21 protein-coding genes are annotated in these 19,783 nt (G+C 68.9%); 16 read left to right on the top strand and 5 right to left on the bottom strand.

Features of this window, described 5'->3' with window-relative positions; genetic code table 11:
* Nucleotides 1-176: 176 nt before the first annotated feature.
* From QN163_06885 to QN163_06895, 3 genes are read left to right on the top strand one after another with little or no spacing between them, the layout of a single operon-like run.
* Complete coding sequence (locus tag QN163_06885) at nt 177-1,313, top strand: FAD/NAD(P)-binding oxidoreductase (protein MDR5683732.1); 1,137 nt, start codon at nt 177-179, stop codon at nt 1,311-1,313.
* Complete coding sequence (locus tag QN163_06890) at nt 1,310-2,017, top strand: hypothetical protein (protein MDR5683733.1); 708 nt, start codon at nt 1,310-1,312, stop codon at nt 2,015-2,017. Before QN163_06885 ends, QN163_06890 begins: the two co-directional genes overlap by 4 nt.
* Nucleotides 2,018-2,037: 20 nt before the next feature.
* Complete coding sequence (locus tag QN163_06895; protein MDR5683734.1) at nt 2,038-2,442, top strand: thioesterase family protein; 405 nt, start codon at nt 2,038-2,040, stop codon at nt 2,440-2,442.
* 3 nt (nt 2,443-2,445) lie between these two features.
* On the opposite strand, the gene QN163_06900 is transcribed toward QN163_06895, so the two are convergent.
* The 4 genes from QN163_06900 to QN163_06915 form a co-directional block, all read right to left on the bottom strand.
* Nucleotides 2,446-3,630, bottom strand: coding sequence for an ABC transporter substrate-binding protein (locus QN163_06900; protein ID MDR5683735.1), 1,185 nt, complete (start codon nt 3,628-3,630; stop codon nt 2,446-2,448).
* Nucleotides 3,631-3,635: 5 nt separating this feature from the next.
* Nucleotides 3,636-4,358 carry an ABC transporter ATP-binding protein gene (locus QN163_06905; protein MDR5683736.1) on the bottom strand — a complete coding sequence of 241 codons (723 nt, stop codon included), beginning with the start codon at nt 4,356-4,358 and terminating at the stop codon, nt 3,636-3,638.
* Nucleotides 4,359-4,427: 69 nt separating this feature from the next.
* Nucleotides 4,428-6,299: a branched-chain amino acid ABC transporter ATP-binding protein/permease gene (locus QN163_06910; protein ID MDR5683737.1), complete on the bottom strand. Its 1,872-nt coding sequence runs from the start codon at nt 6,297-6,299 to the stop codon at nt 4,428-4,430.
* A complete protein-coding gene (locus tag QN163_06915; GenBank protein ID MDR5683738.1) occupies nt 6,296-7,192 on the bottom strand; it encodes a branched-chain amino acid ABC transporter permease in 897 nt (298 codons plus the stop codon). Before QN163_06915 ends, QN163_06910 begins: the two co-directional genes overlap by 4 nt.
* A 159-nt stretch (nt 7,193-7,351) precedes the next feature.
* Between QN163_06915 and QN163_06920 the strand changes: the two genes are divergently transcribed.
* From QN163_06920 to moeB, 9 genes are all read left to right on the top strand, one after another.
* Complete coding sequence (locus QN163_06920; GenBank protein MDR5683739.1) at nt 7,352-7,741, top strand: transcriptional repressor; 390 nt, start codon at nt 7,352-7,354, stop codon at nt 7,739-7,741.
* On the top strand, nt 7,738-8,127 hold the full coding sequence (locus tag QN163_06925) for a metal-dependent transcriptional regulator (GenBank protein ID MDR5683740.1): 390 nt from the start codon (nt 7,738-7,740) through the stop codon (nt 8,125-8,127). The genes QN163_06920 and QN163_06925 overlap by 4 nt, the downstream gene beginning before the upstream one ends.
* Nucleotides 8,128-8,246: 119 nt before the next feature.
* Nucleotides 8,247-9,644 (top strand): dihydrolipoyl dehydrogenase, encoded by a 1,398-nt coding sequence (gene lpdA / locus QN163_06930; GenBank protein MDR5683741.1) that lies wholly within the window; start codon nt 8,247-8,249, stop codon nt 9,642-9,644.
* 60 nt (nt 9,645-9,704) lie between these two features.
* Nucleotides 9,705-10,775, top strand: coding sequence for a thiamine pyrophosphate-dependent dehydrogenase E1 component subunit alpha (locus tag QN163_06935; protein ID MDR5683742.1), 1,071 nt, complete (start codon nt 9,705-9,707; stop codon nt 10,773-10,775).
* Between the two features lie 3 nt (nt 10,776-10,778).
* A complete protein-coding gene (locus QN163_06940) occupies nt 10,779-11,762 on the top strand; it encodes an alpha-ketoacid dehydrogenase subunit beta (GenBank protein MDR5683743.1) in 984 nt (327 codons plus the stop codon).
* Nucleotides 11,763-11,803: 41 nt separating this feature from the next.
* Nucleotides 11,804-13,039 (top strand): dihydrolipoamide acetyltransferase family protein, encoded by a 1,236-nt coding sequence (locus QN163_06945; protein MDR5683744.1) that lies wholly within the window; start codon nt 11,804-11,806, stop codon nt 13,037-13,039.
* A gap of 38 nt (nt 13,040-13,077) precedes the next feature.
* On the top strand, nt 13,078-13,965 hold the full coding sequence (gene lipA, locus QN163_06950; protein MDR5683745.1) for a lipoyl synthase: 888 nt from the start codon (nt 13,078-13,080) through the stop codon (nt 13,963-13,965).
* Nucleotides 13,962-14,420, top strand: a complete 459-nt coding sequence (locus tag QN163_06955) for a hypothetical protein (protein MDR5683746.1) — start codon at nt 13,962-13,964, stop codon at nt 14,418-14,420. The genes lipA and QN163_06955 overlap by 4 nt, the downstream gene beginning before the upstream one ends.
* Before the next feature lie 209 nt (nt 14,421-14,629).
* The gene (gene moeB, locus QN163_06960; protein ID MDR5683747.1) at nt 14,630-15,799 is read left to right on the top strand and encodes a molybdopterin-synthase adenylyltransferase MoeB; all 1,170 of its coding nucleotides are present in this window, start codon (nt 14,630-14,632) and stop codon (nt 15,797-15,799) included.
* A 4-nt stretch (nt 15,800-15,803) separates the two neighbouring features.
* Here the strand turns inward: moeB and QN163_06965 are convergent, their stop codons facing one another.
* Entirely contained in the window at nt 15,804-16,337 is a 534-nt protein-coding gene (locus QN163_06965) for a secondary thiamine-phosphate synthase enzyme YjbQ (protein ID MDR5683748.1), read from the bottom strand.
* A gap of 116 nt (nt 16,338-16,453) precedes the next feature.
* On the opposite strand from QN163_06965, the gene QN163_06970 reads away from it, so the two are divergent.
* The 4 genes from QN163_06970 to QN163_06985 all read left to right on the top strand — a co-directional run bounded on the left by QN163_06970 (nt 16,454) and on the right by QN163_06985 (nt 19,780).
* Nucleotides 16,454-16,828, top strand: a complete 375-nt coding sequence (locus QN163_06970; protein MDR5683749.1) for an iron-sulfur cluster assembly accessory protein — start codon at nt 16,454-16,456, stop codon at nt 16,826-16,828.
* 29 nt (nt 16,829-16,857) lie between these two features.
* The gene (locus QN163_06975) at nt 16,858-17,082 is read left to right on the top strand and encodes a NifU family protein (protein MDR5683750.1); all 225 of its coding nucleotides are present in this window, start codon (nt 16,858-16,860) and stop codon (nt 17,080-17,082) included.
* 92 nt (nt 17,083-17,174) lie between these two features.
* Nucleotides 17,175-18,635, top strand: a complete 1,461-nt coding sequence (locus QN163_06980; GenBank protein ID MDR5683751.1) for an RtcB family protein — start codon at nt 17,175-17,177, stop codon at nt 18,633-18,635.
* Between the two features lie 5 nt (nt 18,636-18,640).
* On the top strand, nt 18,641-19,780 hold the full coding sequence (locus QN163_06985; protein ID MDR5683752.1) for an acyl-CoA dehydrogenase family protein: 1,140 nt from the start codon (nt 18,641-18,643) through the stop codon (nt 19,778-19,780).
* Nucleotides 19,781-19,783: the final 3 nt, after the last annotated feature.

The following is a 19,783-nucleotide window of genomic DNA, read 5'->3' on the forward strand; positions in this document are numbered from 1 at the left end:
TGTACGCTAACACGCCGGGCCGAGGGGCGCAATCGGGAAAATCTCTTCGCGAAACCCCATTCGCTGCCTGTGCATTGTGGGGACAGTGTGGAGAGCCGAAGGGACGGTGGACTCACCTGCCCGCAGGCCTTACGCTCGAGTCTGGACCTTCGCTGGGTTCTGCAGGAGGGAATCGGATGGCCGACATCGTGATCCTGGGCGGGGGATTCGGTGGCCTCGCGGCCGCCGCGGCTGTGGCGCCGGCGGCGCACGCCGGACACCGCGTGACGCTCGTCGAGCGTCGGCGCGAGTTCCTGATGGGGTTACGCAAGCTGTGGATGCTGACCGGCCGGAGCACGCGGCAGGAAGGCGCGCGCCCCCTCGACGGCGTCCGCAAGCACGGCGCTGTGTGGCTGGACGACGAGGTCGTGGCGATCGAGCCCGATCGGAAGCGGGTGCGGACCGCCCGCGAGGAACTGCCGTACGACTTCCTCATCGTCGCGCTGGGCGCCCAGCCACGCCCGGATCTGGTCGCCGGCTTCGAGCACGCGTTGAACCTCTACGACGCCGACGAGGTGGAGCGGCTCGCACCGCGCGTGGCCGAGTTTGCTGGCGGTCGCGTCGCCGTGGGGATCCTCGGGCTTCCCTACAAGTGCCCTCCGGCGCCCTACGAGGCCGTGATGCTGATGGACGATCACTTCCGCCGCCGCGGGGTGCGCGACCGGGTGGAAATGGTGGCGTTTACGCCCCAGCCGACGTCGCTCCCCGTGGCCGGACCGGACGCGTGCGCCGCCGTCGAGGGGCAGCTCGCCGCGAAGGGAATCCGCTTCGAGCCCAACCGCAGGGTGCGGGGGATCGAAGCCGGCCGGGTCGTGTTTGAGGACGGCGCAGTCGAGTTCGACCTGCTGGTGGCTGTGCCACCGCACCGACCCCCGGCGGTCGTCAAAGACAGTGGCCTGACCTCACACAGCGAGTGGATACGCCCCGATCCCCGGACGATGCGCACGGGCTTGGACGGAGTCTTCGCGGTCGGCGACGTCACCGAGATCCTCATGCCCAACGGCATGCCTTTGCCCAAGGCCGGGGTGTTCGCGGAGTCCCAGGCTCAGGTGGCGGTCTCGCAGATCCTGCGCGAACTTGGCCTGACGGAGACCGGGGCCACCTTCAGCGGGGCGGGCTACTGTTTCATCGAAGTGGGCGGGGGGATGGCTGCCAAGGTTCACGGCGACTTCCTGGCCCTGCCCGCGCCGGACGTGCGGGTGTCTTCGCCGAGCGAGCGGGTACTGGAAGAAAAGCGTGCCTTCGAACAGGAGCGGCTGGCGGCGTGGCTGTGAGTCCCGCCGAGGGTGCAGAACCAAAAGAGGCGATAGCCCGCCGGGCGTATGCGCTGGCCTGGTCGGGGGGCAAGGACTCGACCCTCGCCCTCCACCGCGCCCGCGCCCAGGGCCTGCAGGTGCGCTGGCTGTTCAACATCTACGAGGGCGCCAGCGGGCGGGTCCGCTTCCACGGGGTCCGTTCCGAGTGGATCCAGGCGCAGGCGCGCGCGATCGGAATCCCGCTGGTCCAGCACCACACGCATCCCGACGCCTTCGAGCCTGTGTTCGTCCGCGCGCTCGACGACCTGTGGAAGCGGGGCGCGCGGGGGGTGTTGTTCGGCAACGTCCATCTGAGCGACGTCCGGGGCTGGTATGAGCAGCACACGTATGCCCGGGGCTTCGAACACCGCGAGCCTTTGTGGGGCAGTTCGCCCGCCTCGCTGGTGCGCGAGTTCTTGGCTGCGGGGTATCGGGCGGTGGTGACCGCCGTCGACCTCTCCCGTGCCGAGGCAACCTGGGTGGGCCGGGAGCTCGACGGAGACCTCCTGGCCGAGATCTGCGCACGGGGCGCCGACCCGTGCGGGGAGTTCGGTGAGTACCACACGTTCGTCTTCGACGGTCCGCTGTTCGCCCGGCCGGTCCGGTTCGGTCTGGGCGCGCGGCTGGAACGTGAGGGGCACCTGTTCGTGGATCTGATCGACGTGCCGACCGCCAATCCCTGATGCCGCCTTCGAGGTGGGGCATGCGTGCAGGTCTGGTACCGGGAACGAGCGCCGAGGTCCACATCGTCGTGACCGAGGCGATGGTGGCCAACTTCGACGAGCTGGGCATGGTCCACCCCGTCTACTCGACGTGGACGATGGTCAAGCACCTCGAAGAGGCCAGCCGGAAGCTCCTGCTGCCCTTCTTGGAAGAGGACGAGGACGCCGTCGGCCACGCGGTCGAGGTCGTTCATCTGGCGCCCACACCGGTGGGCATGCGGGTGCGCGCGCGGGCGGTCCTCGAGCGCGTGGAGGGCCGGCGCGTATACTGCCGCCTGGAGGCGTTCAACGAGCGCGGCAAGATCGGCGACGGACGCAACGTCCAGGTCGTCGTCCCCCGTGAACGCCTGACCCAGACGTTCCGCGAGATCGGGGCGATCCCCTAGCGCCTACCGCAGCCAGGCCCAGTTGCCCCGCCGCACCTGCAGCATGACCGCGGCGCGCTGCTTGTCCAGCCCCAGGTGGTCCTCGGGCGAGAAGTTGAACACCCCGGTGATCCCGATCAGCTCCTTGGTGTTGGTCTCGATCTCGTCCCGGATCGCGCGCCGGAACGCCGCCACGTTACCGGGATCGACGCCGCGGCGCAGCGCCCGCTCGATCGCTGGCTTCAGGATGAGCATCGCGTCCAGCGCGTGTCCGCCGAATGTGTTGCGCGTACCGGGCCCGAACCGGCTCTCGTAGCGGCGCACGTACTCCAGCAGGACCGGCCGCTGCGGGTCGTTGACGTTCAGCTGCTCGGCGACCAGCACCTTTCCGGCCGGCAGGTACACCCCCTCGACGTTGGGGCCGCCCAGATCGAGGAACGTCTTGTTCGCGACCCCGTGGCTGTGGTAGACGGGCAGCCGGATCCCCAGATCGCGGATGTTCTTGCTGGCCACGTTGGCGCCCGGAGGAATGGCCCAGATCAGGATCGCCTGCGGGTTCCGACCCATCGCCCGCACGATCTGCGCGCTCACGTCGGTGGCGGTTCGGGCGAAGAACTCCTTGGCCACGACCTCGATGTTCTTGGCGGGCGCCAAGCGGTCGAGTTCGACGGCTCCGCCCTGGCCGAAGGCGTCGTCGAACCCCAAGAAGGCGATGCGGCTGATCCGGAGCCTGCGCATGTGGTCGGTGAGCACGTCGATCATCATCCGGTCGGTCTGCGGCGTCTTGAAGACCCAGAAGCGCTCCCGCACCGGTTCGACGATGGTGGCCGCGGCGGCCAGCGAAATGTTGGGGATGCCCACGCTCTGCACCGTGCCGATGATCGCCAGGCTGGCGGGGCTGGTCGTGCAGCAGACGACGGCTGCGACGCGCTCCTCCTCGATGAAGCGCCGCACCGCGACCACCGTCTTGGTCACGTCGGACTCGCCGTCGGTGACCACCCACCGGATCGGCACCCGTCCGCGCGGTATCTGCGCGAAGCCCAGGTCGTTCTCGTAGAGCTGGACCGTGTTGCGCTCGGGCACGCCCAGCGAGGACGCCGGTCCCGTGATGTCGACGACGACTCCGATCCGAATCGCCCCGACCTGCGCGGTCACCGGTGCCGCGAGCAGCGCCGCGATGAAGACCGCTATCCACAACAGCCGTGCCATCCGTCTCACCCCCTGTCCTCCTCCAGATGCCCGCCGAGGTAGGCCGCCTGTACCTTGGGGTCCCCGGCGAGTCGGGACGCCGATCCGTGCAGTACGACCGTGCCGCGCTCCATGACGTAGGCCCGATCGGCCACCGCGAGGGCCGCCTTCGCATTCTGTTCCACGAGCAGGATGGACAATCCCCGGGCGCTCAAGGCGCGGACGACCTCGAGGATCTCCCGCACGACGAGCGGCGCCAGACCGAGCAACGGCTCGTCCATCATCAGCAGGCGCGGCGCGCTCATCAGTCCGCGCCCGATCGCGAGCATCTGCTGCTCGCCCCCGGACAGCGTGCGCGCGATCTGCCGCTGGCGCTCGCGCAGAACCGGAAAGTGGGCGAAGACGAACTCCATGTCCGCCGCGACGCCGGCGCCCTCGCGGCGCCGGTGGAACGCACCCAGAAGCAGGTTGTCCCGCACGCTCAACGATCCGAACAGCTGGCGGCGCTCGGGGACTAGGGTCATCCCGCGCCACACGCGCTGTTCGGTGGGGACGCCGGACAGTTCCTCTCCGTCCAAGAGCACCGACCCCGTGGCCGGTAGCAGCCCCATGATGGCGTTGAGCAGGCTCGTCTTGCCCGCACCGTTGGGCCCGATGATCGCGACGAGTTCGCCCGGCTGTACCTCCAGCGCGGCGCCGTGCAGCGCCCGCACCTGTCCGTAGCGCGCTTGCAGATCGCGCACGGCCAGCGCCCCGCCCGCTGTGGACTTCGCCCGTGGTTGCTGCAACGCTGCCGCCTCCGGCCGCCGAGTGCCGTCCTACGGTCGGCTCTGCTGTGCGGCCCCCACGAGTTCCTCGCCAAGGTAGGCCGCGATCACCGCGGGGTCCCGCTGCACGTCGTCTGGCCGGTCCTCGGCGAGCCGCTCGCCGTAGTTCAGTACGAGGACACGGTCGGCCAGCCCCATCACCATCCGGACGTCGTGTTCCACGAGCACGACCGTGATTCCCTCTTCCCGGATCTCACGGATCAGTTGCCCGAGGTGCGCCCGCTGCGCGGCCGTCAGTCCCGACGCCGGCTCGTCGAGCAAGAGCAGCCGGGGCCGGGCGGCGAGCGCACGTGCCATCTCAACGAGCCGCAGGTCGCCGAACGGCAGCGCCCCGGCCGGGTCGCCGGCACGGCGGTCGAGGCCCACCTTGTGGAGGAGCGCGAGGGCCTCCTGTAGGGACTGCTGCTCTTCCGCGCGGTTGAAACCGGCCATCGACGAGAAAAACCCCGCACGGAGTTGGCCGTGCAGGCCGACGCGGACGTTGTCGACGACCGACAGGTCCGGCACCAGTTTCGGGGTCTGGAACGTCCGGATGATGCCCAGGCGCGCGATCTGGTCCGGCGGCAGGTGGTCGATCCTGCGCCCGTCGAACGTCACGGTCCCGGACGTCGGACGGATCACGCCCGAGATCAGGTTGAACGCGGTGGTCTTGCCGGCGCCGTTGGGGCCGATGATGCCGTAGATCTCGCCGCGCCGGACGTCGAACGACAGGTGGTTCACCGCCACCAGGCCGCCGAACCGCTTCGTCAGCCCCTGGACCCGCAACAGAGGCAGCTCCGTCGCCGACCCGTCGCTGGGCGTCCGGGATCGGGCGCCCCCGCTGCGCATCCCGTGCGCCGGAGAAGGAGGATCCGCCTGGGGTGCCGGGGCGGCCGCGGGTTCGACGGCGGTCACCGGCTGCTTGGGGCCGCGTCCTCCAAGGCGCGCGACGTACGGCCACAGACCGCCGGGCGCGAAGATGATGACGGCGGCCAGCAGCAGTCCGAAGACCACGATCTCGTACTCGGCGGACGCGCCGCCGCGGAAGAACTGCGGGAGGGTGGAGCGCAGCGCCTCGCGCAACAGCGTCAGCAGGGCGGCTCCGAGGACGGCACCGGGGAGGTGCATCATGCCTCCCAGGACGCTCATGACCAGGATCCCGATGGAGACCTCGAACGCGAACGGCGACGGGCTGACGAAACTCAGGTAGTGCACGTAAACGCTGCCGGCCAGCGCCGCCATGGTGGCGCTGAGGGCGAAGACCCTCACCTTGTAGCGCGGCGGCGAGATCCCCATGCAGACGGCGGCGACCTCACTGGCCCGGATTGCGGCGAGCGCCCGGCCGGTGCGGGAGGTGATCAGGTTCCGCCCCAGCCACAGCGCGGACAACACGAGGGCCCAGGCGATGTAGTAGTAGGGGACGTTGCCGCGCAGCGGACCCAGTGGGCCGAGGTGCAGCGGCGGGATCCCGGTCAGGCCGTTGGCTCCGCCGGTGAGTTCCTGCCAGTTGCGCAGCACGACCTCGATGATGACGTTCAGCGCGAGGGTGCCCAGGACCAGGTAGTGTCCGCGCAGCAGCAGCACAGGCGCGCCGACGAAGTAGGCGAGCAGCGCGGCGCCCCCGCCCGCCAGCGGCATGGCCACCCAGGGATCCAGACCCAGTCGCAGCGTCGTGATCGCGGAGATGTAGGCGCCCACCCCGTAGAAGGCCGCCTGGCCCAAGGAGACCTGCCCTGCCTGCCCGCCCAGCAGCGTCAGCCCGATGGCGATCAGACCGTGCAGCGCCACGATCAGGAAGATGCTCAACGACAGGCGCCCGGCCACCAGCCAGGGCAGCGCGACCAGCAGCGCGACGAACGCCAGGGTGGACCACCGGGCGCTCACTCCTGTGCCGCCTCCTCGCTAACCAGTACACCCTCGCGCAGCGCGAGCGCCGCGCGCCAGAGCATCGCCCCGATCAGGACGCCGAAGGCGATGGCGTCCCGATAGTGGGACGAAACCAGCCCGGCGCCGAGGGACTCGACGACGCCGAACAGCACGCACGCCAGCACCGTGAGCGGATAGCTCACGAAGCCGGCGGCCACAGCTCCCACGAAGCCCTTCAGACCCAACAGTAACCCCATGTCGTACGTCGCTAGGGCGACCGGTGTGATCAGCACACCGGCGAGTCCTCCCAGCGCTCCCGCCAGCGTCCACGCCAGCGCGCCCATCGCCTCCACGCGGATCCCCACCAGGCGCGCGGCGGTGTCGTTGACCGCGCAGGCCCGCAGGGCCCGACCCAGCAGCGTACGGGTGAAGAACAGGTACAAGACGGCGAGCACGACGATCACGGCACCGACGACCCACAGGCTCTGTCGGCTGACGACGGCCTGGGCGATGCGCACGGGCTCGCCGATGGTGAACGGCGGGAGGTTGTAGGGGTCGGTGCCCCAGCCGATCAGCAAGATGCCCTTGAGGGCGAGGTGGGCCGCGATGGTCACGATGAGCAGCACGATCGGAGGAGCCGTCCCCACGGGCCGGATCCCGAAGTGGTACAGGGCCCAGCCCAGCGCTGCCGAAGCCGGTACGGCGATCACCAACCCCAGGCCGACCGGCAGACCCGCGGCCACGACGGAGGCGGCCAGCAGCGCGCCGAAGGCTGCGAACTCGCCTTGGGCGACGTTGACCGTCCGCGTCACGGCGTGGATCGTGACCAGCCCGAGCCCGAGCAGCGCGTAGATGGCCCCGTTGACGATGCCGCTGGCGACGAACTGCGCGATCTGCTCTGCCGGAGTCATCGAATCGAAAGACGCTCCTTCGGATCCCGTTGGAGGACCGCCCCCGAGGGCGGCCCGTGACCTCGTCGTCCCAAGTTCTTCCCCCGCACCTGCGTCGATTCCTGGAGCCCCCTCAGGCAGGAAGGGAGATAGTGCGTGGGGTATCCTTGGAATATGAGAATGACTCTCATTCCCATAAAAATGACGCCTCAGAGGAGGGTCATCCTCGAGACGCTTCGGGCCTCGCGCAGCCATCCCAGCGCCGAGGAGGTCCTGTCGTCGGTGCGCAGACACCTGCCGCGGGTCAGCCTGGGGTCGGTGTACCGGAACCTGCGGGTGCTGCGGGAGGCGGGGTTGGTGCGCGAGATCGTCACCGGCGAGTTCCGCAGATACGACGCGGTCACGACTCCACACGCGCACTTCGTCTGCGAACGCTGCCAGCGTGCCTACGACCTCCCCGAGCCGGTGGCGACGGCCGGGTTCGCGGGCAACGTCCCGGAGGGGTTCACGGTCAACTGGGTCGACATAGAGGTGCGCGGCGTGTGCGCGGCGTGCGGAGGGACACCGTGAGCACCGGGCGGACCGAGGAGTATTTGCGCGGCGTGCTGCACCTGCGGGCTGGCCAGCGGCGCGTCAGCCTGACGGCGTTGGCGCGGTGGCTGGGTGTGTCGCCGGCCTCCGCGCACGAGATGGTCTGCCGGCTGCAACGCTTGGGGCTGGTGACCTACTCGCGCGAGGAGGGCGTGCGCCTCACGCCGGAGGGCGGCCGGCGGGCATTCGGCAAGGAGCGGCGGTACCACCTGTCCCAGCGGTTCCTCGAGGACGTGCTGGGGATGGAACCGGACGTGGCGCGGCGCGAAGCGGTGCGTTTCGAGCGCGGCATGACACCGGTCGTCGAGCAGCAGATCATCCGCCTGTTCAGCGAACGCGCCCACCGCAAACGCGGTACATTCTGAGGCAACCTCCCCTCCGCTCGAACGCGCGCGTATCATGGGTGCGGAGGATGCTTCCGGCCGCGCCTCGAACTCTAATTCCCACGACGTCGTTGCGCGGTCAGCCCACCACGGAGGCACGCATGGCCGATACCTATGACCTGGTCGTGATCGGCGCCGGCCCCGGAGGCTACGTGGGCGCGATCCGGGCGGCGCAGCTGGGGATGCGCACCGCGATCGTCGAGCGGGACAAACTCGGCGGGACGTGCACCCACTACGGCTGCATACCGACCAAGGCGCTGCTGCATGCCGCCGACGTCGTCGAGCAAGCGCGGCGGGCCGCACAGTTCGGCATCGTCGTCGAAGGCGCCGCCGTGGACATGCGCGGAGTCCAGGGCTACCGTCAGCGTGTCGTCGACGCCAACCACAAGGGCGTCGAGTTTCTCATGCGCAAGAACAAGGTCGCGACGTTCGCCGGTACCGCCCGCCTCGCCGCCCGGAACCGGGTCCACGTGTCGCTCAACGATGGCTCGGAGACCGAACTGCAGGCCCACCACGTCCTGCTGGCGACCGGATCGCGGCCACGCAGCATCCCCGGGGTGTCGATCGACGGCAACCGCATCCTCAGCAGCGACCACATCGTCTTCCTGCAGGAAGTTCCCCGGCGGCTGGCGATCCTGGGTGCCGGTGTGATCGGATGTGAGTTCGCCAGCGTCTTCGCGGCCTTCGGCAGCGAGGTGACGATGATCGAGATCCTGCCGCGCGTGCTGCCGGGGGAGGACGAGGAGGTGAGCGGCGCGATCGAGAAGGCGTTTGGCCGGCGTGGCATCCGGATCCACACCGGCGCCAAGCTGAGTTCGATAGAACCCGCCGAGGGCGGCCTGCGCCTGTGGGTGGAGAAGGAGGGCAAGACCGAGTCGCTGGAGGCGGACCTGTTGCTCGTGGCCGTGGGGCGTGGGCCGGTGAGCGACGACCTGGGATTGGCGGACGTCGGCGTGGAGCTGGACGGCGGGTTCATCCGGACCGACGAGCGTTTCCGCACGACTGCAGACGGCATCCGCGCGGTCGGCGACGTGATTCACGCTGTGCCGATGCTGGCGCACGTGGCCTCCCACGAGGCGGTGCGGGCAGTGGAGGACATCGCCGGGCAGGAGTTCCAGCCGCTGGACTACGACGCCGTTCCGCGCTGCACGTATTCGAATCCGGAGGTGGCTTCGTTCGGCCTGACCGAGGCACAAGCCCGGGAGCGCGGATACGACGTGAGAGTCGGTCGCTACCCGTTTTTGGCCAACGGCAAGGCGCGGATCTTGGGCGAGCGGGACGGATTCGTCAAGATCGTGACGGATGCGCGGTACGGCGAGATCCTGGGGATGCACATGGTGGGGCCGAGGGTGACCGAGCTGCTGACGGAGGGCATCCTCGGCAGGAGCGTCGAGGCCACGGTCCACGAGATCGCGCATGCGATGCACGCGCACCCGACGCTGGGCGAAGCGATCCACGAAGCCGCGCTCGACGCGCTCGGTCGGGCGATCCACATGTAGGCACCGAACGTCATGGATCGGCAGGGGACGGCCATTGGTGAAGGGGCAAAGGGGGTTGCGATGAGCGCACGGGAGGTCACCGCCAAGGCAAAGCACCTCGAGATGGGCCTCAGCGACGCCGACGTGCTCGAGATGTACCGCTACATCGTCCTGGCGCGCGCGCTGGACGACCGGATGTGGGTCCTGCAGCGGGCCGGCAAAGCCATGTTCGTGATCTCTGGGCCCGGGCACGAGGGCGCGCAGGTCGGGATGATGTGGCCGTTGGACCGCAAGCACGACTGGTTCGTGCCTTTCTACCGGTCGGTGGCGGCGGTCCTCGTCAAGGGCATGTCGCCGGCCGAGATCCTGCTGTCGCTGCTGGCGAAGGCGACGGATCCCAGCAGCGGAGGCCGCCAGATGCCGGCCCACTACGGCCACCCGCGCTACAAAATCCTGTCGACGAGCAGCCCGGTGGGCACGCAGTACCCCCACGCCGCGGGGATCGCGTACGCGGCGAAGATCCGGCGAACCGGGGAGGTGGTCATCACCTCCATCGGGGACGGCGGGACGAGCCAGGGCGACTGGCACGAGGCCCTCAACTTCGCGGCGATCCACAAGGTGCCGTGCATCTTCGCGGTGGAGAACAACCGATACGCGATTTCGGTCCCGCTGAACAAGCAGATGGCGGTGCCCAGCATCGCGCTGCGTGCGCAGGGCTACGGGATGCCCGGTTCCTCCGTGGACGGCAACGACGTCCTGGAGTGCTATCGCGTCACCAAGGAAGCGTATGACCGCGCGAAACGGGGGGATGGGCCCACCCTCATCGAGTTCCGCGTCGAGCGGTTGGGGTCGCACAGCAGCGACGACCAGCAGGAGCGCTACCGGCCGAAGGAGGAGATCGAAGCCGCAAGACAGCGCGATCCCATCCTCACCTTCGGGACGTATCTGCGCTCGGTGGGACTGCTGGACGACGCGAAGGACCAGCAGCTGCGCGCGGAAGTGCAGCGGGAGATCGACGAGGCCACCGACGTCGCCGAGCGCGCGCCGGACCCCGATCCGGCCACCGCGGCCCGGCACGTCTACTACGACCCTGACCCGGACAACCCCGTGGACCCGGTGTGGTGGAGGGGCGACACCGACCGTCGGAGGTGAGCGATGCCCGAGATCCGTTACCTGGATGCGCTGAACCAGGCTCACCACGAGGAGTTCGAGCGTGACGAGCGGGTCATCGTGATGGGCGAAGACGTCGGCCGCAAGGGCGGTGTCTTCGGCGTGACGATGGGCCTGTACGAGAAATTCGGAGAGGACCGGGTCATCGACACGCCGCTGGCGGAGTCTTCGATCGTCGGGTGCGCGATCGGCATGGCGGCCAACGGGCTGCTGCCGATCGCCGAGATCCAGTTCGCCGACTTCATCCATCCGGCATTCGACCAGATCGTGAGCGAGGCGGCCCGCATGCGCTACCGCTCGAACGGTGCGTTCGGGTGCCCGATGGTGATCCGCGTTCCCTACGGCGGCTCCCACGGCACGGCGCTGTACCACTCGCAGAGCGTCGAGGCCTTCTACGCGCACGTGCCGGGGTTGAAGGTCGTCGCCCCCTACACGCCCTACGACGCTAAGGGGATGCTGAAGGAGGCCATTCGGGACCCCGACCCGGTGCTGTTCCTGGAGCACAAGCGCATGTACCGGATCGTCAAGGGTGAAGTTCCCGAGGGCGACTACACGGTGCCGATCGGCCCCGCGGTGGTCCGGCGCGAGGGCAAGGACATCTCGGTCTTCGCGTACGGTTGGATGCTGCACGAGTCGCTGCAGGCGGCCCAGGCGCTGGCCGCCGAGGGGATCGACGTGGAGGTGGTCGACGTCCGGAGCCTCCGACCGCTGGACAAGGAGACGATTCTCGGCTCGGTGGCGAAGACCAACAAGGCGCTGATCGTCTACGAGGACAACCGCTTCGTCGGGTTCGGTGCCGAACTGGCGGCCCTGATCGCCGAAGAGGCGTTCGAGGACCTCGACGGTCCGGTGACGCGCCTTGCGGGCCCGGATGTCCCCGGCATCCCGTTCGCCAAACCCCTGGAGCAGTGGTTCTGGATCACCCAGGAGAAGATCGCCTCGGCGGTTCGCAAGCTGGCGCACTACTAAGAGGACAGTCGGCGGGCGCCGTCGATGAGGAGGACGTAGGGATGCCCACCGAAGTGAAGATGCCGCAGCTGGGCGAGAGCACCTACGAGGCCACGATCGGGAAGTGGCTGAAGAAACCCGGCGACCAGATCCAGCGCTTCGAGCCGCTCGTCGAACTGATCACCGACAAGGTCAACGTGGAGATGCCCTCTCCGGTCGGGGGCAAGCTGCTGGAGATCGTGGCCGAGGAAGGCCAGACGCTTCCCACTGGCGCTGTGATCGCCCTGGTGGAGACCGCGGAGCCGGCACAAGCACCCACCGCGGCCGCTGGGACCGACGGAGAAGAGCCACAGGCACGCCAGGAGGTGTCCGCGGTCGGGAAGGCCGCCGAGGCCGCCCCGCGCAGGGCGGGCGGGCTGCGGCTGTCGCCGCTGGTCAGCCGGCTGGCGGACGAGCACGGCATCCACCCGGAAGAACTCGCGCGCATCGAGGGCACGGGGGCGGGCGGACGGATCACAAAGAACGACGTCCTCAGATACCTTGAGCGGCGCGGTGCGGCTGCCGCCCCGGCGGCTCCACCCAAGCCACCCGAGGTGCGGGCCGCGTCCGGTGACCGCGTGATTCCACTGGACGCGGTGCGCAGGGCGATCGCCGACCGCATGGCCCGCGCGAAGCGTGAGATCCCGCACGCCTACGGCGTCGTCGAGGCCGACGTCACAGAGCTGACGCGCTGGTACGAGGCCAACCGCGACGCCTTCCTGGCGCACAACGGGGTGCGGCTGACGTACACGGCGCTGTTCGTCCGGGCGGTCGTCGAGGGCCTCAAGGCGTTTCCGATCGTCAACGCCCAGTGGTCGGAACAGGGGATCGTCCAGAAGGGCGCGATGAACATCGGCGTGGCGGTCTCTTTCGAAGACGCCCTGGTGGTTCCGGTGATCCACCACGCGGAGGAGAAGAGCCTGGTCGGGGTGGCGCGGGAGCTCGATGCGATCGTGCGCCGCACGCGCGAGGGTAAGCTGGCCCTCGACGACGTCCAGGGCGGGACGTTCACGATCACGAATCCGGGCGTGTTCGGCTCGATCCTCTCGATGCCGATCATCAATTACCCGCAGGCGGCCATCCTCGCGACCGACGCAATCGTGAAGCGGCCGGTCGTACGGGACGACGCGATCGCGATCCGTGCGATCATGCACCTGGGGCTGTCGTTCGACCACCGCGTCTTCGACGGCGCCGTGGCGGTGGGCTTCCTCAACAAGGTAAAGGAGTGCCTCGAGGCCGTCGATCCGGTGACGAGGTGAGCACGGGCGGCCGGCGGCCGCCCCACGGAGAACACCCTGTGGCCATCGATACCAAACCGACGCCGCTGCAGCGCCCACCCTGGCTGAAGGCCAGGCTGCCGACGGGCCCCAACTACAGCGAACTCGTCCGGATCATGCGCGAGCAGAAGCTGCACACCGTCTGCGAGGAGGCACGCTGTCCGAACATCGGCGACTGCTGGGAGCGCCGGACGGCCACCTTCTTGGTCCTCGGAAACGTCTGCACGCGGAACTGCTCGTACTGCGCGATCGCCCACGGGCTCCCCAGCGAGCTGGACTGGCAGGAACCGGAGCGCGTGGCCCGGGCGGTCCAGGCCATGGGGCTGCGGCACGCCGTCGTGACGTCCGTCGACCGGGACGACCTCCGGGACGGGGGAGCGGGGATCTTTGCGATGACGATCCGCAAGATCCGGGACTACGTACCGGGCTGCGGAATCGAGGTGTTGATCCCCGACTTCAAGGGGGACGCCGATGCGCTCCGCACAGTCTTGGACGCCGGCCCGGACATCCTCAACCACAACATCGAGACCGTGCGGCACATCTTCCGCCGCGTCCGCAGCGGGGGGGACTACGACCGCTCGCTGGAGCTGCTGCGCCGGGTGAAGGCCTGGGGCTATCCCTGTCTGACCAAGAGCGGGCTCATGGTGGGACTGGGTGAGACGATGGACGACGTCCTGGAGACGATGCGAGACCTGCGCGCGGTGGGCTGCGACATCCTGACCGTCGGGCAGTACCTGAGTCCGGGCCCCGACTACGAGCCGATCCACCGCTACTGGCACCCCGACGAGTTTGCGGAGATCAAGCGCGCCGGACGGGCCATGGGGTTCCGCCACGTCGAGTCCGGCCCGCTGGTGCGCTCCAGCTACCACGCCGACGAGCAGGTGGATCGCGCGACGGCGACCGCATGAGGGCGGTGGCGCATCGACCGCGCACCCGCGCGCCCGCCGCACCGCCTCCGGTTGACGTGCACCTTCGCAGGCTCTGGCAGGACGCGCTGCTGGTCTTCCTGCACGGACCCGGCTGCGCGGGGTGCGTGCAGATCGCGTCCCAGTTGGTCCGGCATTGGGCGGAGTGGGACAGATGGGGAACCGGGGTGATCGTCCTGCGGTCTGACCCGTCCGGCTTTTCCGATGTGCCGTTTCCGCAGGTCCATGACCCGGGCGGCGGCGCCAGGCAGGCGTACGGAGGGGCGGCGGACGCCGTCCTGGCATGCCTCGATCACCGCGGCCGCTGGATGGCGGGGTGGACGGTGACCCACCCGGAGGCGGTGGACTGGCACGAGGTGGCCCAGACCGTCCGCTGGGTGGCCATCCAGGAGCCGGAGTGCGCGGCCTGCGCCGTCGAACCCGCGTGGGAAGACTGACGAGATTTGACACCCCGCCTCCGTTGGGCTAGATTCCTGGCAGGGTTCGCAGCCGAGATGACACCGTCGCTTCCGCTCCACCGCCCGCGCGAGTGTATCTGTCCTCGGCGGGAGCGCCCCGGTTCCCCCCGGGCATAGCCTCCCGCGCGCGCGGGCAGATCCCGACGATCCTTCACGTTGTTTTCGGTCGGCAGACCAGGAGGAAGGCCATGATCACGGCCGGGGCGATGCTTTCTACAGAACAGCTCGATCGGTACTCGCGGCAGATCGTGCTCGAGGAGGTAGGGGTTGCGGGTCAGCGCAGGATGCTGGACGCGAAGGTGGTGATCATCGGCGCCGGCGGGCTGGGATCGCCGGCGGCGCTGTACCTCGCCGCAGCCGGCGTGGGGACGCTCGGCATTGTCGACGGAGACCGGGTGGACCTCACCAACCTGCATCGCCAGGTGTTGCACTACACCCACGACATTGGCCGCCCCAAGACCCAGTCGGCGCGCCGCACGCTGGAGGACATCAATCCCGACGTGCGGGTGATCCCGCATGCGACGGTGCTGACATCGGACAACGCCCTGAAGATCCTCGAACCGTACGATGTCGTGGTCAACGGAAGCGACAACTTCCCCACGCGGTACCTGGTGAACGACGCCTGTGTCCTCCTGGGCAAGCCGCTCGTGGACGCCAGCATCCTGCGCTGGGAGGGGCAGGCCACGACGTTTTTGCCCGGGCGCGGCTGCTACCGGTGCCTCTTCCCCACACCGCCGCCTCCCGGCGCCGTGCCGTCCTGCGCCGAGGGCGGGATCATCGGCGCGGTGGCGGGGTTCATGGGCACGTACCAGGCCATCGAGACGATCAAGATCCTGCTCGGCGTCGGGACGGCGCAGGCCAACCGGTTAATGCTGTTTGACGCGCTGGACGGTGAGGTGCGCTACGTCCGGTGGGCCCGCAACCCCGACTGCCCCGTGTGCGGTGACGCACCGACGATCCGCGAACTCATCGACTACGAGCAGTTCTGCGGGGTGCCGATGCCCGACCGCGCGGCTCCGGCTGTCCGCAGCCCGGCGGAGGTGAGCGCCGTCGAGGCGGCGCAGATGCTGGCGGCAGGAGCGCAGCTCGTGGACGTCCGGGAGGCGTGGGAGGTCGCTCAGTCGCACATCCCGGGGATGCGCTGGATTCCGATGGGCGAGGTCGAGCAGCGGGTCGGCGAGATCGCTCGGGACCGGCCGGTGATCGTCTACTGCGCGTCGGGTCAGCGCAGCGGGAAGGTGACGGAGTGGCTGCGAGAGCGCGGATACGGCCAGGCCTACAATCTCGCTGGCGGCATCATCGCCTGGCAGAACGCACACCAACCGGTGGCGCAGGGCGCCACGCAAGACCAGGGGTAGCCGCTCAGATACCCATCACGTGGGCGACGACGCGGCGGGTCTGCGGGCCGTCGAGTTCCGCGAAGATCACGCTCTGCCAGCGCCCCAGCAGCAGCTTGCCCTCGCTGATGGGGATCGTGACGCTGTTGCCGACCAGCAGCGACCGCAGGTGGGAGACCGCGTTGCCGCGTTCGCAGTCGGAGTAGTCGGGGTCGTTGTGCAGATAACGGTCGGTCTCCGTGACCAGGCGCTTGAGCAGTTCCTTGATGTCGTGCAGCAGCGCTCCCTGGAACTCGTTTAAGAACAGTGCGGTGGTCGTGTGAAGGGACTGCAGGTGCACGATCCCGTGGGTGACCTCGGCCAGGGCCGGGAGGCTGCGCACCATCTCCGTGATGTTCTGAACCTCGTACTTTTCGGTGCTGTCGATCTGGAAGGTCTCGGTGAACACCTTGAAGAGCGCACCCGCCACCTGCTTCACGTGGATCTCCCTCCCAGTGGGCACACCCATGCCCTCCCGGGCCGCAGCGCCGTCGCCCGGAGCGTTCTCGATCTTCTCCAAACCCGCTCGAAGAGCCGGACCGTCGAATTCAGGCGGATTGTAGCACACGACACGGTGTTTGACACCCCTGGGGGGCAACCCTACAATCGAGTCGGACAGCCGCACTGGAGGCAGCCGTGATCACGATCACAGAGACCGCCGCGGGGAAGCTGAAGGAGATTCTGGCGCAGGAAGACGCGCCCAAAGGCCACCTGCGTCTGTTCGTGGCCAAGGGCGGTTGCGAGGGCTACACATACGGCATGGGGTTCGACGACGAGGTCCGCGAGGGCGACCGTGTGCTCGAGCAACACGGCGTCCGTCTCGTTGTCGATCCGTTGACTTTCAAGGTGATGGCGGGCGCGCGGATCGACTACCGCCGCACGCCGATGGGGGAAGGGTTCGCGGTGCACAACCCGAGGGCGGTCGCCACCTGTGGCTGCGGGCACTCCTTCAAGACGCAGGACGATCCCGGCGAGCCCGATCCGTGCGAGCAGGCGGAGGATACCCGATGAGCGAGGCCGTCCAGCAGGTAGAGCCGACGCTGCACGAGCGCGTCCAGCGGGTGCTCGACACCATCCGGCCCTATATCCAGGCCGACGGGGGTGACATCGAACTGGTCGACGTCGCCGACGGCGTCGTGCAGATCCGACTCGCCGGGGCGTGCGTCGGCTGCATGTACTCTATGATGACGCTGCAGGCCGGCGTCGAGCGCATGATCCGGGAGGAGATTCCCGAGATCAAGGCCGTGGAAGCCGTTCCCTTCTAGCCGACGCGGTGCATCAGGGAAACGCTCGAGGCCCCTCCCCGACGGCGAGGGGCCGTTTCTTTGGGAGTGAGAAGCCAACGGGAGTGGTCGAGATGGCGACCCAGTGGACACGGGTCCTCCGCAAACTGGACGACTACCGGTGGGAGATCCCGCGCGACTACAAGCCGGGCATGCGGGTACCCGGATTGGTGTACGCGGATGAGTCGATGCTGCGGCAAATCGGCCAGGACCAGGCCCTCGAACAAGTCGCCAACGTCGCTACGCTGCCCGGCATCGTCCGGTATTCCCTGGCGATGCCCGACATCCACTGGGGCTACGGCTTCCCAGTGGGCGGCGTGGCGGCGATGCGCGCCGATGACGGCGTGATCTCACCGGGCGGAATCGGCTTCGACATCAACTGTGGGGTCCGGCTGCTGCGGACCGACCTCAGCGAGGAGGAGGTCCGACCGAAGCTGCGGGAGCTGGTCGAGACGTTGTTCCGCAACGTTCCCTCGGGCGTCGGCAGCACCGGTAAGGTACGGGTGTCGATGCAGGAGATCGACGATGTGCTGCGCTTTGGGGCGCGGTGGGCCGTCGAGAAAGGGTTCGGCACGCCGGCAGACCTCGACAGCATCGAAGCCGGAGGACAGCTGCGCGAGGCCGACCCTGCCAACGTCAGCCACAGGGCGCGGGAGCGCGGCAAGGACCAGCTGGGCACCCTGGGCTCGGGGAACCACTTCCTGGAGGTCCAGGTCGTAGACCAGGTCTACGATGCCCGCGCCGCCGGGGCGATGGGCATCACCGCACCCGGCCAAGTCGTCGTCTTCATCCACACGGGGTCGCGCGGGCTCGGCTACCAGATCTGCGAGGACTATCTCAAGGTGATGGACCGTGCCGGCGCGAAATACGGCATCGCGCTGCCGGATCGCCAGTTGGCCTGCGCACCGTTCGGGTCGCCGGAGGGGCAGGACTACTTCCGGGCGATGTGCTGCGCGGCGAATTTCGCGTGGGCCAACCGCCAGATGATCACGCACTGGGTGAGGGAGTCGTTCGCACGCGTGCTGGGACGGGCCCTGGAGGACATCGGGCTGCAGATCGTCTACGACGTCGCTCACAACATCGCCAAGCTGGAGACGTACCCGACGAACGGGGAACTGCAACGCGTCGTGGTGCACCGCAAAGGCGCCACGCGTGCGTTTCCGCCGGGCCACCCCGAGGTTCCGGCGCGTTACCGCGACGTCGGCCAGCCGGTGCTGATCCCCGGCGACATGGGTCGCTACTCGTTCGTCGCCGTGGGCACCGAGCGCGCGATGGCGGAGACCTTCGGATCGACCTGCCACGGGGCCGGCCGTGTCCGCAGCCGCAAGGCGGCGGTGCGCGAACTGCGCGGGGTGGACGTCGCCAGCGTGCTGGAACGGAGGGGAATCCTCGTGCGCGCACAGAACCGCGGCCTGCTCGCCGAGGAGGCCTCGGAGGCCTACAAGGACGTCGCAGAGGTGGTCGAGGTCTGCCACGGCGCAGGCATCTCCCGGAAGGTGGCCCGCATGCGCCCGATCGGCGTGGTCAAGGGGTGAGCGGCGTGGACTTCGATTTGACCGAGGCCCAGCGGATCGTGCAGCAGTCGGTCGGCGACTTCGCCGCGCGCGAGGTCCGGCCGCAGGCCGCGGCCTGGGACCGCGAGGGGAGGTTCCCGCACGAAGTGGTGCCCCGGCTCGCCGAGCTCGGGCTGCTCGGGATGACGATCCCGGAGCAGTACGGCGGCAGCGAACTCGACACGGTGAGCATCGCGCTGGCGATCGAGCGCATCGCCTGGGCCGACGGCGCGCTCGCGCTCACCGTTGCTTCGCACAACTCGTTGTGCGCGTCGCACATCGCACGCTTCGGCAGCTCGTGGCAGAAAGCGAGGTACCTGCCGCCCCTGGCGGCCGGGGAGGCATTGGGTGGGTGGTGCCTGACCGAGCCCCACGCCGGCAGTGACGCTGCAGCGATCCGGACCCGAGCGGAACGGCGCGGGAGCGTGTACGTGCTCAACGGTTCCAAGGTCTTCGTGACGCAGGGGTCCGTTGCCGGCGTGTACGTCGTGCTCGCCGTGACCGATCCCACGCGCGCGCGAGAGGGGATCAGTGCATTCATCGTCGAGCGCCAGACACCCGGTGTGAGGGTGGGCAAGAAGGAGGACAAGCTGGGTCTACGCGCGTCCGACACCGCCGAGGTCGTCTTCGAGGATGCCGAGGTGCCGGAGGACAACCGCATTGGTGAGGAGGGCGCCGGATACGAGCAGGCGATGCGGGTGCTGGAAGGCGGCCGCATCGGAATCGGCGCGATGGCGGTGGGGATCGGGCGGGCGTCGCTGGAGGCGAGCCTCGCGTACGCGCGGCAACGGCACGCGTTCGGGCAACCCATCGCGCAGTTTCAGGCGGTGCAGTGGATGCTGGCCGACATGGCGATGGAGCTGGACGCCGCGTGGCTGCTGGTTCTGCGCTCGGCGTGGCTCGCCGATCGGCAGCTGCCGTTCCGGCGCGAAGCGAGCATGGCCAAGCTGTACGCCTCCGAGGCGGCGCGGCGAGCCACCAACAAGGCCGTCCAGATCCATGGCGGGTACGGTTTCATCAAGGACTATCCGGTCGAGCGCTACTATCGCGACGTCAAGCTGTGTGAGATCGGCGAGGGAACCAGCGAGATCCAGCGGCTGATCATCGCCCGTGAAACGCTCGGGTGAATT

The organism is Armatimonadota bacterium, assembly GCA_031432545.1.
In the GTDB taxonomy this organism is placed as follows: domain Bacteria; phylum Sysuimicrobiota; class Sysuimicrobiia; order Sysuimicrobiales; family Sysuimicrobiaceae; genus Caldifonticola; species Caldifonticola tengchongensis.